This window comes from Tumebacillus amylolyticus, from assembly GCF_016722965.1.
Classification (GTDB): Bacteria; Bacillota; Bacilli; order Tumebacillales; family Tumebacillaceae; genus Tumebacillus; species Tumebacillus amylolyticus.
Genome location: NZ_JAEQNB010000007.1, coordinates 36,918 through 51,403, shown reverse-complemented (window position 1 = coordinate 51,403; position 14,486 = coordinate 36,918). Strand labels below are relative to the sequence as shown.

Sequence of the window (14,486 nt, the reverse complement as noted above, 5' to 3'; positions counted from 1 at the left end):
CTAGCCGTTCTGTTTCATCGTATCTACGAGTTCTTGCAACACGCGGTCCGATTCCCCATACGGGACTTGGCAGGTGCCTGCAGCTTTGTGACCGCCGCCGCCGTTGGCGAGCATCAGCGAACCGACATCGGTCTTCGAGGAACGGTTGATGATGCTGTGACCGCATGCGAACACGGCATTCTGCTTCGCTTTGCCGTCGATCGCCCAGATCGAGATGTTCTGTTCCGGGTACAGCGCATACACCATGAAGCGGTTGCCCGGGAAGATCGTTTCCACACCGCGCAAGTCGGAGATGATGACGTTGCCGTCGGTGCGGGTGTACTTTTGCAGCATGTCGCGGAATTCGCGGTCGAGTTCGAAATAACGTTCGACACGTTCCTTGACATCCGGGAGTTCCATGATTTCGTCGATGCTCATGTGAGCGCAATAGTCGACGAGGTCCTCCATCAATTGGTAGTTGGAGATGCGGTAGTCGCGGTATCGTCCGAGGCCGGTGCGCGCGTCCATGATGAACGAGAGCAGGTCCCAACCCTTCGGATTCAAGATGTCGTCTGCGCTGAATTGTGCGGAGTCGGCTTTGTCGACGCCTTCCATGATCGAGTCGAGCTCCGGGCCAAACTTCTCACGGCCGCCGTAGTATTCGTAGACGACGCGAGCCGCACTCGGGGAGAGGCGGGTTTCACCCTTGAATTCGACTTTCTCGCCCATGCGTTGCAATTCGCTGGCATGGTGGTCAAACCACAGGCCGCAGCCCGGTACATAAGGGACGTTTGCAAGGATATCGTTTTCGGTGACCTCGATCAGCCCATCCTGCATGTCTTTTGGGTGGACGAACTTCATTTCGTCGATCATCCCCATTTTTTTAAAGAGCATGGCACAAACCAATCCGTCAAAGTCGGAACGTGTGATCAGACGCATAGTTCTCCTCCTGTTAAAACTACCATTACATTTCAAGAAAGCTAACTTCATTTTACTAGTCCAAAACTACCAATGCAATCAAATTTTATTGAAACTTATGGCCTATGCAATAAAAAAAGGATTGCCCGCGCCGGGGCAATCCTTTTTACGCTTCCTGTTGTTCCTGTTTGACGAGTTCTTGCGCCATCTGCAATTCGAGCTCATAGCGGTTGGCCGGGTGTTCCTCGCATTCCTTGGAGCAAGAACGCTTGTGGAGCGGTTCACACTCTTCGCAGCAGACGTGCTGTTTGTGGCAGAACGGGTTCGCGCAGTTCACATAACGGTCGTGCGGCTTGCCGCAGTGGTAACAGGACGCGATGACTTTGTCCTCCACGCGATTGACCGGAACGGCGATGCGCTCGTCGAACACGTAGAGTTTGCCCTCCCAACCTTCGCCCTTGGTTTCCGGGTCTTGGCCGTAGGTGACGATCCCGCCGTGAAGCTGAGACACGTCTTGGAAGCCTTCCTTCACGAGGAAGCCCGACAGTTTTTCACAACGAATGCCGCCGGTGCAGTAGGTCAGGACTTTTTTGTCCTTGTACTGGCTCAAGTTCTCGCGAATCCATTGCGGGAACTCGCGGGTGGTTTCCACTTCCGGACGAATCGCGCCTTTGAAATGGCCGATGTCGTACTCGTAGTCGTTGCGCCCGTCGATGATGATGACGTCCTCCTGCTCCATCATTTCTTTCCATTCCTTTGGATTCAGGTACTTGCCGGTCGTCTCGTTGGGATCGACGTTGTCTTGATCGGCCATCGACCAGTTGACGATCTCCTTGCGCGCTTTGACCTTCATCTTGCGGAACGCATGCTTCGGCGCTTCGTCAATTTTGAACCACAAATCGGCAAATCGCGGATCTTTGTGCATATGATTCATATACGCTTGCGTTTGTTCCACAGTGCCGGAGACCGTCCCGTTGATGCCTTCGTTGGCCACGAGGATGCGGCCTTTCAAGCCCATTTCTTTGCAGACTTCCAAGTGCTCGGCGGCGAATGCCTCCGGGTCTTCAATCGTCGTATATTTGTAGTACAGCAAAATGCGGTACTTCATAAGTATCCACCTCTCTCGATCCATGCTGTTTCCTTAGTGTGCATGCTGCGGGGTAAAAAATACCGCTTACTAGTATAGCACATTTTACTGGGGATAGGGTAGTTGTCTGGTATCTTTTGCATATGCTACAATAGAGTCACTATGTCCTCAAAAAAGCGGGTGTTCACGAATGAGTTGGATTGCAGTTCGACAAACTAACCATACCGACAATGGGAATAAAACGGGCCTTCAATCCAATCGGGATTGAAGGCCCGAATTGTTTCCCCGAGGAAAGAATGATGGAGAGGGGCAAGAAACCAGATGATTGCAGAAAAAGGAGCAGGCATGGTTGCCGCATGGGTGAGTTTGATCAGCAACATCCTGCTGACCGTCATCAAAATCGCGGTTGGCGTGCTCTTTCAAAGTCAGGTCTTGGTCGCCGATGGAGCTCACAACGGCGCAGACGTCATCGCATCGGCCGCAACGGTCGGTTCGATGCGCATTTCCAACCGCCCCGCGGATGAAGACCATCCGTACGGGCACGGCAAAGCGGAAGTTCTCGCTTCCAGTCTCGTCGCTGTCATCTTGGTGGCTGCGGGGATTTTCATCGCGTATGAATCGATTGCCGCTCTGTTTGAGCCGGCGTCAAAAGCGCACGTCATCTCGTTGATCGCCGCGTTCGTGTCTTTGGTTTGGAAACAAATCCTCTATCTGTACACGATGCGACTTGGCAAACAAACGAATTCCAAAGGTCTGATCGCCACCGCCTACGACCACCTCGTCGACGTCTACGCGTCGGGAGCTGCGTTGATCGGCGTCGGGCTCGGCTTGATCGGAGAGCACTATCACCTCGACTACCTGTCCTACGGCGACCCTGTGGCAGGCATTATCGTCTCGTTCCTCGTGCTGAAAATCGCCTACAAAATGGGCCGAGAAGCGCTCGACGTCCTCATGGAGAAGAATATCGACAGTGAAAAACTGAACCAATACATCCTACTCGTCCAGTCTGTTCCCGAAGTTAAACGCATCGACCGTCTGCGCGCTCGCGAGCACGGTCATTACGTCCTCGTCGACGTTCGCGTCGGAGTGCCGGGTTTTATGACCATTCAACAAGGCCATGATATCTCCCGCGAGATCAAGCGGTCGATCATGGAAGAGCATGATGATGTGTATGAGGTATTGATTCATCTGAATCCGTGGTACCCCGAGGAAGACACCGGGCCGGAACCTGAGAGTGATCCGGAACTGGAAGATGAAAAAGAGACCAGTCCTACGATGTAGGGCTGGTCTCCTTTTTGTAAGAAGACACGTTTTGCAAGCTCGTCCAGATGTCCGAAGTCTCCCCGCCGATGCGCCAGTACGCCATGCCGGCTACGCGGCGGTCGAGAGCGGCGCTGTACTTGAGGGCGAGCGAGCGGGAGTCTTCCACCCAGATGGTGTGGGCGACGCCGCTCTTGCTGTACGTGGCCACGTACTGCCCGACGCTCGCGTCCCACGTAGAGGTGGCTCCCGCGAGGTTCGTGCTTTGCATGGGCAGGGTCAGTTCTTGCGCAAGCGGTCTGCCGCCCGAGACCGTCCAATCGCGGGTGTACAGCGGCACCCCGACGATGACTTGCGAAGCGGGCATCGCCGCGAGGAAACTGTCGATGCCTTTTTTCAACCACGGGAGCGAAGAGACGGAGCCCGCAGTCGGACTTGTGTTCCAGTGTTCGTCATAGCCCATCAGCACGAGATAGTCCGCGCTCTTGGCAAGCGTTGCATAGTCATACGCCGAAGTGAAATCGGATTTGAAATTCGGCGGCAGGTCGACGGAGATCTGCATGTCTTTGGCATGTGCCGCGGTGGACAGTTCTTGGATGAACGCCGTGAAGTCTGCACGGTCGCTTGCCACCAGACCTTCGAAGTCGATGTTCAAGCCGTCTACGTCGTACTGGGTTGCCATGTCCAGTACGTCTTGGATGAGTTTCGTGCGCTTGTCGGGCTGACTGATGTAGAGATGGGTCAGCACTTGGTTGAAGTGGTTGCCGACCAACGGCCAGATTTTTTGACCGCGTTGGTGAGCCCAGTCGACCATCGCGGTGTTGCCGTAATCCTTGACCAGGTAGTTCTCTTGGAGGAAAAACCAGCGCGGTGACACGGTGTTGATCGTGCCGGACGCTTCCACTTTTTGTTGAAAAGCGGCGTCCGTTTCGCCGAATTGCCAGCCCAGTTGGATCGGTGGTTCGAAGGTCGGTTGCGCAGAAACGGGAACTCCTTTTTCCAAAATGCGCGAGAGGACAACCGCCGTCTCTTCGCGGGTAATCGGGGCGTTCGGGCGGAAGTTCCCTCCGTCGCCGTGCATCAGGCCAAAGCGGTCTGCATCATAGACATACGGTTTCGCCCAGTCGGACGTAAGTCTCGCGTCGGAGAACGGTACTTGTACAGACGCTTCAGCGGTTGTGCCCGCCGTAATGTTGGATTCCATCGCTTTGACCAGCAATTTCGCCGCTTGTTCACGGGTGATCGCATCGTCGGGAGCGAACGTTGTGTTGCTCGTGCCGCTGATGATGTCCAATGCATTGCCCGCCTGCACCCACGGGTAGGACCAGCGGGTTGCCGGCACGTCGGTGAACGCCGGTACGACGCTTGGCAACGGCTTGAGACCGAGTGTGCGGCCGAGCATCGTGACAAATTCTTCGCGGGTAATCGGAGCTGTCGGGTCGTAAACTCCTTGACCTTTACCCGAAATTATGCCTCGTTGGTAGAGGTCTTGAATCTGTTGTTTTGCATAGCTTTGCGCGATATCGACAAACGGCGTTGCAGCACCCGCCATACTTGCAGACATCAGAATTCCACATGTGGAGACGCCCAGAACCAACTTGCGCATCGACCTTTCACCCTCTCCCGTTTCGCATATTTATGTAAACCAAGCGTACAGGAGAAAAGGGGAAAAAGGCAATCGGTAGTTGCTGACAAGTCGCGCAATTCGGGTTGACTCCTCAGTCAAACGTGTTGGCGGCGACCCATCGCATCAAAGTGCGGGCGTGGTTGACCTCCTCCTCAACGCCCTCTCGCCAGCCGTACCCAAATTGAGAGACGGCATGGTGGGCGAGGTACGTGAGCAGTCTGTCGCGTTCAGAAGCGTTCATCGGACGTCTCAAATAGGCGGTCGTATACACCCCGAGCAACTCCTCATCCGCAAACAGGTTCTCGGCCGCCATGCGTACGAGATCCGACCACGGGTCCCCCGCCAAACCGTGCTCGAAGTCGATCACACCGGAAAGTTCTCCATCGCCCGTCATCAACAAATTGCGCAACCCAAAGTCACGGTGCAGAAAACTCGTCTCCCTGACTCCGTTGAGTTCACTCTGCTTGGAAACCACAAGTTCGGTCATGGCTTTCAAACGACTTGCATCCGCTTCCGTACCGATTCCTTGCTTTTCCAGCATGCCTTGCCAACGTCGCACATCGGAGGCGAGGTAGTCGCCCCAACCCGAGAAGTAACCGCCTCGGGACTGTCCGTGCTCGTCGAGGAGTCCGATGAACGACATCGGGAGCGCATCGTGCATCTTGCGCAACCACTCCCCCGCCGTGCGCACGATCTTCACTTTTTCCTCACGCGACAAAAAAGCCCACAACGAATCCACCGTTTCCCCCGGCAACTTCGTTATGAGCAAATAAGGAAGGCCCGCGTCCGTGCCTTCCTTTTTCTCCGTCCACATTCCCCGCTCTACGATCTTCGGCACCGGCAAGACGTCGGCCAACGCCTCCATCGCAAAGATTTCATGCGCTTGCTTCCAGCGGGTGCGGTACGTTTTTACCAGATATCGATCCACTGTGTACACGCCGTTGTGCGTTTGTTTCCCCAGCGGGATGGCTTCATACTCTCGTCCTTGAAACACGAACATCGCCCAGCCTCCGTTTCCAGAGGTACTTGTTCTCCATTCAATGCGCCGCATCCTGCCCCAAGAATTCATCCGGGTCCATCCCGTCAAACAAGTCGCGCCACAGTTCTTTGTCTTCCACCGTATCCCCGAGTTCCACTTTGCGTTCCGGTCCAAACGGGTACATCTGCGTATAGGCGTGATACGACCGCCACAGCACGAACACGTTGATCAGATAGCGCTCCGGCTCATGGTAGTCATAGAAATGCCGAATCTCGATCCGGCTCTTGCAAAGCGTGTACAGCAACTCCTCGTCCGGGGCAAAATACTTCCCCACCGCCCGCACGAAGAGCATCACCACATCCGTGCGACGCAAGTACAGCGACGAAGAGGTCAGCAACATGTACAAGTAGAGATACGGATACACCCGATCCGGCTCGCTTCGGTAGGGGATCATCTCCTTGCGCAACCACGTCGTAATCTGGACGATGTCGCCGATCTCCGACTTCAAGATCAACCGCCGTGTGAGCTTCATATATTCAAACAGCAACGCTTTGACCAAGCCCATCCGCTCGATCCCGTTGTTTGAAATCAGCGTGCTGAGCAGTTGCCCGAACGCATGCGAAACGATGCACTTGGCGACGAAACTGTGCCCGTAGGATTCGCTTTTCAACACCAGCTTGCCGATCTCGCCGAGATTGCGAAAGGATTGGAGCACAAATTGTCGCGTCTCGGCACAGAGCGGACGATTTTTTACAACATGGCAAGTGATGGAGAAAATCGACTCGACCGACTGCTGAATCATATTCATCATCTGCTGTCCGACGAGGTTGTTGCGCACGATCAGCGCATACGCGTCCAACACCGTGCTCGCCGCTTTCAACGACCCGCTTTCCGCATAGCGCATCCCCATCTCTTGCAGTTCTTCCAGCACGCGCTTGGAGACGACCAACTCCCGTTCTTTGAACGTGATGCTCGCGATGCCGACCAATTGCCCGACGATCCGCTCGTGGTACCACAGCACGTCATCCGCCTGCTGAGAGGGTAATTTCGCGAGATGCATCATCTCGGCGATGTTCTCGACACAGTGATCGGCGGTCACGGCGTCCATTTCACTGACCGCTTTCTTCGCAATGTCGCAGATTTGCTCAACTTTGTCCAATGCGGAGAGATAGTCGCCGCTTCGGTAGCAGGACACGTACTCACGCTGAATGCCCGACACGATCGTCTCCGGCTTCAGGAGTTGAATGACGTTGTACAGATAGATCAAGAGGGAGAAAAAACAAGCGATCAACAGCAGCAGATCGGCGCTCATCCCTTGGTCGATGTACGTCGGGGGCTGATCTTCGGGCGTGTCTTGAATGCGGGAGAGCAAGTAGATCGCATGCACGATGGTGCCCAAGTAAAACGCCAACAGAGAAGCGTTATAAGGAAACCGCACAAAAAAGTCCAGCACCCGGTGCGTGTACTTGCTCGCCGTCAATTGAATCGCGACCATGATCACAGACACGGAGAGCGCGAGAATCGTCGCAAGCGTCGAGGCAAGCGTCGCGAGGTAGTTGCGCGCCGTATCCAAATCCCCGCCAAAAAACGGCGGCGTGAAGCGGAAGATGAACCCCATCAGCAAGAGCGACATCAACAGATGCCCGATTACTTTGGCGGCTGGTGCATGAAGCGCTGATGTGCGCATGGAGCTTCCCTCCCTTTTTTTGCTTAGTATCCGACGAACGCAGACGAAAATACTACCAAGGAACACGAAATCCGCAAGCAGGAGGGATCACTCATGAAACGGAGTTCCAAATGGGGTCTGATCACCCTGTTGACCGTCGGGCTCGTTGCCCCCTTGTACTGGCAAGGTTCGCAGCCCGCTCCCATACGCAAATCGGTCCTGCCCGCCCCGACGTCCCCGCACGTCACGCAACTTCCGATGCACGGCCCGACCCGTCAAACGCTGATTCAATCGTTGCAAGCCAAGAAAAGCCTAGGCAACGAGGGCGTCGTCGCCCGCGACATCGCCCGCACCGCCGCGCTTTGCGTACGCGATTGCCGCACGATGCTGACGGAGATCTCCAATGAACTCTCCCACGCGAAAAGTGACGGAGATCGTCAACGCATCCTCGAATCGCACCTGTCGCATCATTCGCAATTCGTCGCGCTTACGTATAAACAAGACGGAAACACTCCCGTGCAACTGGGCAAACCGCTCAACCCGAGCCTCTACCCGCAAGCGCAATCCTTCGCCCTGCGCGATGAGTTCTACGTCTCAGACCTTTACCACAAACCGAGCCAACAAGACCCGAAGGAGCAGATCGGGATGACGCTCGCCGTTCCGGTGCTCGGCGATTCGAAAGTCACCGGGTCGCTAACCGCCGACGTCGAGATGGGCCATCTCATGGGCGTCATGAAAAGCCAAGACGACGAGATGGGAACCCGCACGCAAATCCTCGGAGCCAACGGCAAAAATGAAGCGCTCGCTTCCAAACCCTCCGAATCGATCGGCGGAATCAAGACGACCAAACCCAGCTCCAAAACTGCACAATCGAAAGTCGACGGCACAGCCTGGTCGGTTCATGTCACCTCCCTGCAAGACCGTGGTCGCAAACATGCGCTGACCGTTCCCGACGAAATACTCGTTCGGTTCAACCGCACGTTGACACAAGCCGAACTCCAACAGATGAGCACAGATATCAACGGGTCGCTTGTGAAAACCACGCTTCGCAACGGCTATATCTTCCGTTCGACCAAAAAAAGCCCTGCAGACATGATCGCCTACTTTAAAAGCAAAGGCGCCGTGATCGCAGAGCCCCATATGCACGCTCACAAAAACGACGAAGGCTCCTCCTCCGCCACCAAGACCTCCGGCACTTCAGACCGCGTCGTCGAACAACCGAACGACACGTTCTACTCCTCCAACCAATGGAACCTCCCGCTGATCAAAGCGGACAAAGCATGGCAGCTCTCGACCGGCGACCCGGATGTTGTCATCGCCGTCGTGGATACCGGCGTCGATCTAAACCATCCCGACTTGCAAGGCAAGCTCGTCGCAGGCCGCAACATCATCGCGGGCACCGACCAGCCGCAAGATGACAACGGACACGGCACGCACTGTGCCGGAATTATCGCGGCGCGCACCAACAACCTCGAAGGCATCGCCGGCGTGAACTGGAACTCCAAGATCATGCCTGTCAAAGCGATGAACGCCGACGGCAGCGGCTCTGTCGCCGACATCGCGGACGGCATCGCATGGGCCGCCGATCACGGGGCTGATGTGATCAACCTCTCGCTTGGCGACTACGAAGACTCGGACTACCTGCACGAAGCGATCAAATACGCGTATGAGAAGGGAATCGTCGTCACCGCCGCGATGGGCAACGACGGCACAGGAGAAGCGAGCTATCCGGCTGCGTACCCGGAAGTCATCGGGGTTGCTGCGAACGACGAAACCAACGAAACGGCAACTTTTTCAAATTACGGAGCTCATTGCAGCGTGTCTGCACCCGGCGTCTCGATCCCGAGCACCTATCCGGACAAGCGCTATGTCGCCCTCTCCGGCACTTCGATGGCAAGCCCGCACGTCGCCGGCGTGGCAGGTCTCTTGAAATCGATCAACAAAAACCTCAAGCCCTCCGACATCCGCGACATCTTGCAGAAAACCGCCGACGATCTCGGTCCCGAAGGCAAGGACGACTATTACGGCTACGGCGAAGTCAACGTCTCCCGCGCGATGCAAGCGGCAAAGGAAACGGTCAAGTAACGCCTATTTTGAAAAAAGAGGCTTGGTTCGCAGACGCGAATCCAAGCCTTTTTTGCTGGGTTAGATGGAATTTCGAATGAGCATCCAGCCGGAGACGCCAAGCGCCAACATCGCAAACAGATACGCGCCCCACGAGCCGGAGCGGTGATCTCGCTTGCCGAGCCATCGTCCGAAATTGAACGTGTACACCGCAATCCAGAGCGGCACAAGCATTTCTCCGAAAAAAATCACCCATTGCAATGCCTGACCCCTCCTCTATTTGGCCTGTACCGGTGCAAGTTGAACCCCGATGCGACGGATGTTCAAGTCGACATCGATGCTGACTTTCGCGTTTTTAAGCTTGTCGCGGAACTTAAACGCTTCCATCTCTTGCTCGGTGAGAAACTGTGCCCGCGCCTGACGGAACACTCCAAAGGGAGCCACTTGATACTCGTGAAACATCTGGTTGACCAAGTCTTCCTCTTTTTGCTTGAGCGTTTTCTTGATCGAGTCTTCCAGCACACGCATGTTGCTCTCTTCGGTATAGTCGATGGTGCTTTGCACGCCGACCAAGTCACCTTCGAGCTTCTGCTTGATCTTGATGGTGATCGGGTTGGACTTCACATCGACCTCCATCTGCGGCGAACGGGCATGCTTGATTTCAATCGCTTCGAACTTCCCTTTCTGCTGCGGGTCGGGGAAGTCCATCTGCGTGCGTTGCAACTCGCCGCGGATCATCAGGAGTACCCGCGTTTGAATTCCGTCAAGATAGGTGACCAGTTTGTCTCGATTGAAAATCGCCGAGCCAATGAATTCGACGGAGTTGCCGCCCATGCGTACCACTTCGCCCGGCTTGAACGACACTTTGGCGTCAGGCATGGTGTTTTCGCGTGTCCCCTTTTGTTTCCCCTGCCCCGCCTGTCCGCCCTGACCTTGACTCTTCGCTTCTTCCGCTTGCTGTTGCACGTTGCGATTGATCGCAATCACCGGCGCAATCGGATCTTCGTTCGATCCCTCTGTTGTTATCAAAAAGTCGTGCAGTTTGTTCGTCACGGTAAGCCCGGTATGACGCCCGATCTCCGAGATCGACTCGTTGAAGCGCGAAGACGATTTTTCCAAGACCGGTTGGTTCGCTTGAAAGACTTCCCGCGCTTCCCCGGGGACGATGAAGAAATTGACCGTGCGCCGAAAGTCGCGCATCCGCACCAACGGACCGAGGAAATTCAGCACGCCCTCTTTGGCCACGTTCTCTCCGATGTAGATCGTCGTCAAATGCAACAGCGAGATGCGCCGCTCGACGGTGGAGTTTAAAAGTGTCAATGCCCCTGCGACCGTGTTGGAACGCACCGTCATGGGTCGTGAGGCTCCTAACTGCGTACCTCCGGCTCCTCCGTCGTTCCCGCTGCCCATCTCGCTTGGAATCGCAATTCGGACGGTGACGTCGATTGTGTTGTTCGGCCCTTTGTCCAAACCGAGTGCGACGACGAACGCCATCCCCTCCAATTCGATGCGGTCGTAGCATCCGCTGCCAAACACCGAACCCATCAGTGCCACGACGAGGAGGCTAAGAAGCGTCCGCCGAACGTTCTTGCTCTTCATGCTTCTTCGCCTCCCCACGCTTGCGAATTCGATACGCCATCGTCACGAGCAGCGGCACAACGATCACGATGGACCAACTCCAAGCGACGATGTATTTGTTGTTGAAACTGACCGTCTCCACGAAACTGCGCGGGTAATACGAGAGGTCGAACACAATCAACGTCACCGCCGCCACCAAGGGCCGGTAGACGGGCATTCGAAACGCGGTGGCAATCAGGTAGGTCGACATGAAAAGCGTCACCGCCATCTTGATCACCGCCATCACGACCCAAATGAACACGAAGGACGCCTCCAAACGCTGGATGAAACGTCCGATGTAGATCAGCCGTCCCAATTGGTACAGCGGAAACGGCGAACGCATCGCGGCTTCCGGCGAGAAGACCATGAGAAACGCCATCGTGACCAGCATGTACGTCAACCCGATGAGGATCGTGCTGATGTACCCGATCGAGCGCACTTCTTTTGGATTGCGCAGTCGGGAGCAAAACAAGGTAAGGATCAAGATGTTCACAAATACGCTGAGAAAAAGCCCGCTCCCCGTAATCAGTGGCATGACCCCATAACCCAAGAGCGGAAAGATCTTGTCCGGGCGCATCCAGTTCAAATTGAGCACGAGCAAAGCGACCAAGCCGACCGCCAACCAAGACCAAAGTACCAACGAGACGCGAGAGATGCCCTCGATTCCCTTCCACGCGTAAAACGCCGCCACCAAAAAAAACGGTGCTGCAATGAAGGAGATCGGCGAGCGCGGCAACACCGTCGTCACCACCGCTTCGGTGAACGTGCGGGCAAGCGTCGTCATGTCGGCGATCATATAGAAGGCAATGAGCAAACACATCGCGCGCATGGCGAAACGGCCGAGCGATTTTTCGCAGAGAGTGATGAGATCTTGCTTATCTGTGCGAACGAGCACAGGAGAGATCAGCGCCCATACGCCGAGCGTGATCAGCATTGAGAGCATCGGAATCATCCAGGCAGCCGACGACCCTCTCATAACCAACTGCTGCGGGTAAAAAAGCGAGACGTCGGCAATCGACGTGATGACGGAGAGCGCCAACAGTTCTCTTTTTCCGAGATGTCCGGTTTTGATCACGTCTCTTTCCCTCCTTGCCGTCCACTTTGGCTCGTTTCTTCTGTATCGAGGGCTTGGTTTTCCTCATCCATGCGTCGCTTGGCTTCTTTGGAATCATGGACGCTGGGGTCCCACGGGCGGGTAAATCGCACTTGACGTTTCATCAGCCCCGGGTAAATTCCGCCGGGGCGTACTTCCTGCTGATACACAGGTCCGCGCAAGATGATGTCTTCGGACGCTTGTTTGTAAGGCGCGATGTGGGTCATCATCGGAACGCCAAACGATTTGATCGTCGCCCATTGCATCAACAAAATCAACACCCCGAGCGTGATGCCGTAGAAGCCCCAGACCGCCCCGAGTGCGATCATGAAGAAGCGCAGAGTCCGCACGGCGAAAGACATGTTGTAATTGGGCATCGTGAACGCAGCCAGAGCTGTGACCGAGACGACGATGACGAGCAAGGGAGACACAACGCCCGCCTGCACGGCGGCTTGGCCGAGGATCAAAGCGCCGACGATGCCGATCGTCGGCCCGATGACGTTCGGAATTCGAATGCCCGCTTCACGAATCAATTCGATGGCGATCTCCATCAACAAGACTTCGATCACGACGGGGAACGGAACTTTCTCCCGCGACGACGCGATGGTGAGCATCAGGTCGGTCGGGATCATCTCCGGGTGGTAATTCGTGACCGCGATGTACAACGCGGGCAACAGCATGGCAACCAAGAACGCCACGAAGCGGATGACGCGCAACAGTGTCCCGAACGGATAGCGAATGTACGCGTCCTCCGCCGTATGCAACAGCGACCAGAGCATCGTCGGCAAGATCAAGACTTGCGAGCTCTGCCCGACGAACACCGCGACGTACCCTTCGGCGAGCGAAACGGCGACACGGTCCGGTCGTTCTGTGGCCAACATGCGCGGCACCATGCCACCGGGTGCGTCTTCGATAAACTGTTCGAGAGTTCCGCTGTCTTGAAGGAAATCGACTTTCACGTCCTTGATCCGACGTCGAACTTCCTCAATGAGTTTGGGGTTGGCGATGCCTTCGACGTACATGATGGCAACGTCCGTCGGGGCGAGTTCCCCGATCTCCGTCATCTCTGTGACCAACTTCTCCGTGCGCAAGCGTGAACGGACGAGGCCCGTATTGGTCCGCAAGTGTTCTGTGAAAGCATCATGCGGACCGCGGACGACGGTCTCGACTTTCGTGTCGCCGACCGAGCGGTGTTCAAACCCTTTTGTCTCGACGAGGAGCGCGACGTTCATGTCCTCGATGAAGACGGCGGTCGATCCGCTGAGGATGCCTTTTTTGACGGCGTCCCATTTCGCTTCCTCCGTGAGTTGATTGCCGGGGACGAGCGTTTTTTGGATCAGATCCGCACGAGAGGTGTGTTTGGGTTCATGAGGGACGGCGGCGAGCAACATCAGCGGTTCGAGGATGTGTTGGTTGATGATCTTTTTGTCACTGAGCCCTTCCATGAACACAGCGAACGCCCGCAGCGGTGGGTCGAGCGAGATCGTGAAATCGCGAATGATGAAGTCGGCGTTGCGCGGGATCTGGAACAGTTGCACCACCGTACTGCGATTCTCTGCCAAATCGTGAGACAGGCTCTCGGGGTAAGTCGGTTTGAAATTGAGGTTCTCCAATTTAGGATCAGGTCGGTAGTTTTTGCTTTGTGACTTTTTCGGCTGCGGGCGGCGCACTTTGCGCGGGCCTTCGGCGGGAGGGTCCTCTTCGGGTGCGAGGTCATGCGGTTCCGGTGTGTCCGCTCTGGCTCCGATCTTCTTGGGCTTGATCGTGGTTCGCCGTTTGGTTGGGCGAGGGTCTGACGGCGGGTCTTGTTCGGATTGGGGTTTTTGAATCTCATGTGCCTTCTCAGGCTCTTGTTGATCTTGAGGTTCTTTGGGATCTTGAGAGTCCTTTTGTTGTTCTTCTGCGCCATCCTGCTTGTCATCGGGGACGAGGGAAAAGTCCTCATCCATGATTGAATCGTCCACCGTGAACCATCGACTGACCTTTTGCCAGATGCTCATGTTCTCACCACCTCATGTCCGGTGCAATTTTCCATAGGGTAGGTTCCCCATCCGCTTGAAAAAAAACCAGACCTTGCCGTCACCGCGACAAGGTCTGGTTTTTTTCATAGGATTCGTCAAACTTCGACTATTTCTCGGGAAATATCGGAACTCGCGAGCAGGACTTCTCTCTCACGAGGCACCTCCTCCAGTGCCG

Annotated in this window: 11 protein-coding genes; 2 read left to right on the top strand and 9 right to left on the bottom strand. The window is 55.6% G+C overall.

Features of this window, described 5'->3' with window-relative positions:
- On the bottom strand, positions 1 to 918 hold the full coding sequence (locus JJB07_RS19490) for a DHH family phosphoesterase (RefSeq protein WP_201637776.1): 918 nt from the start codon (positions 916 to 918) through the stop codon (positions 1 to 3).
- 145 nt (positions 919 to 1,063) lie between these two features.
- Entirely contained in the window at positions 1,064 to 2,005 is a 942-nt protein-coding gene (trhO, locus tag JJB07_RS19485; protein ID WP_236588236.1) for an oxygen-dependent tRNA uridine(34) hydroxylase TrhO, read from the bottom strand.
- A 300-nt stretch (positions 2,006 to 2,305) separates the two neighbouring features.
- Between trhO and JJB07_RS19480 the strand changes: the two genes are divergently transcribed.
- Positions 2,306 to 3,265, top strand: a complete 960-nt coding sequence (locus JJB07_RS19480; protein WP_201637773.1) for a cation diffusion facilitator family transporter — start codon at positions 2,306 to 2,308, stop codon at positions 3,263 to 3,265.
- Here JJB07_RS19480 and JJB07_RS19475 read toward each other — a convergent pair.
- The 3 genes from JJB07_RS19475 to JJB07_RS19465 all read right to left on the bottom strand — a co-directional run bounded on the left by JJB07_RS19475 (position 3,255) and on the right by JJB07_RS19465 (position 7,537).
- Positions 3,255 to 4,850: an S-layer homology domain-containing protein gene (locus JJB07_RS19475; protein WP_201637771.1), complete on the bottom strand. Its 1,596-nt coding sequence runs from the start codon at positions 4,848 to 4,850 to the stop codon at positions 3,255 to 3,257. The two genes, JJB07_RS19480 and JJB07_RS19475, sit on opposite strands and share 11 nt — an antisense overlap.
- A gap of 112 nt (positions 4,851 to 4,962) precedes the next feature.
- Positions 4,963 to 5,871: a phosphotransferase family protein gene (locus JJB07_RS19470; RefSeq protein WP_201637770.1), complete on the bottom strand. Its 909-nt coding sequence runs from the start codon at positions 5,869 to 5,871 to the stop codon at positions 4,963 to 4,965.
- Positions 5,872 to 5,908: 37 nt separating this feature from the next.
- A complete protein-coding gene (locus JJB07_RS19465; RefSeq protein ID WP_201637768.1) occupies positions 5,909 to 7,537 on the bottom strand; it encodes a DUF2254 family protein in 1,629 nt (542 codons plus the stop codon).
- Between the two features lie 93 nt (positions 7,538 to 7,630).
- Between JJB07_RS19465 and JJB07_RS19460 the strand changes: the two genes are divergently transcribed.
- Positions 7,631 to 9,601: a S8 family peptidase gene (locus JJB07_RS19460; RefSeq protein WP_201637767.1), complete on the top strand. Its 1,971-nt coding sequence runs from the start codon at positions 7,631 to 7,633 to the stop codon at positions 9,599 to 9,601.
- A 60-nt stretch (positions 9,602 to 9,661) separates the two neighbouring features.
- Here JJB07_RS19460 and JJB07_RS19455 read toward each other — a convergent pair whose 3' ends face one another.
- From JJB07_RS19455 to JJB07_RS19440, 4 genes are read right to left on the bottom strand one after another with little or no spacing between them, the layout of a single operon-like run.
- Positions 9,662 to 9,841, bottom strand: a complete 180-nt coding sequence (locus JJB07_RS19455; RefSeq protein WP_201637765.1) for a hypothetical protein — start codon at positions 9,839 to 9,841, stop codon at positions 9,662 to 9,664.
- Positions 9,842 to 9,856: 15 nt separating this feature from the next.
- Positions 9,857 to 11,179, bottom strand: a complete 1,323-nt coding sequence (locus JJB07_RS19450) for a Ger(x)C family spore germination protein (RefSeq protein WP_201637763.1) — start codon at positions 11,177 to 11,179, stop codon at positions 9,857 to 9,859.
- Positions 11,145 to 12,272, bottom strand: a complete 1,128-nt coding sequence (locus tag JJB07_RS19445; RefSeq protein WP_201637761.1) for an endospore germination permease — start codon at positions 12,270 to 12,272, stop codon at positions 11,145 to 11,147. The genes JJB07_RS19450 and JJB07_RS19445 overlap by 35 nt, the downstream gene beginning before the upstream one ends.
- Positions 12,269 to 14,290, bottom strand: a complete 2,022-nt coding sequence (locus JJB07_RS19440; protein WP_201637760.1) for a spore germination protein — start codon at positions 14,288 to 14,290, stop codon at positions 12,269 to 12,271. Before JJB07_RS19440 ends, JJB07_RS19445 begins: the two co-directional genes overlap by 4 nt.
- Positions 14,291 to 14,486 lie beyond the last annotated feature (196 nt).

Excerpts from the sequence above, each read along its gene's own strand:
- JJB07_RS19490 (WP_201637776.1), bottom strand. The coding sequence starts at position 918 with ATGCGTCTGATCACACGTTCCGACTTTGACGGATTGGTTTGTGCCATG.
- trhO (WP_236588236.1), bottom strand. The coding sequence starts at position 2,005 with ATGAAGTACCGCATTTTGCTGTACTACAAATATACGACGATTGAAGAC.
- JJB07_RS19480 (WP_201637773.1), top strand. The coding sequence starts at position 2,306 with ATGATTGCAGAAAAAGGAGCAGGCATGGTTGCCGCATGGGTGAGTTTG.
- JJB07_RS19475 (WP_201637771.1), bottom strand. The coding sequence starts at position 4,850 with ATGCGCAAGTTGGTTCTGGGCGTCTCCACATGTGGAATTCTGATGTCT.
- JJB07_RS19470 (WP_201637770.1), bottom strand. The coding sequence starts at position 5,871 with ATGTTCGTGTTTCAAGGACGAGAGTATGAAGCCATCCCGCTGGGGAAA.
- JJB07_RS19465 (WP_201637768.1), bottom strand. The coding sequence starts at position 7,537 with ATGCGCACATCAGCGCTTCATGCACCAGCCGCCAAAGTAATCGGGCAT.
- JJB07_RS19460 (WP_201637767.1), top strand. The coding sequence starts at position 7,631 with ATGAAACGGAGTTCCAAATGGGGTCTGATCACCCTGTTGACCGTCGGG.
- JJB07_RS19450 (WP_201637763.1), bottom strand. The coding sequence starts at position 11,179 with ATGAAGAGCAAGAACGTTCGGCGGACGCTTCTTAGCCTCCTCGTCGTG.
- JJB07_RS19440 (WP_201637760.1), bottom strand. The coding sequence starts at position 14,290 with ATGAGCATCTGGCAAAAGGTCAGTCGATGGTTCACGGTGGACGATTCA.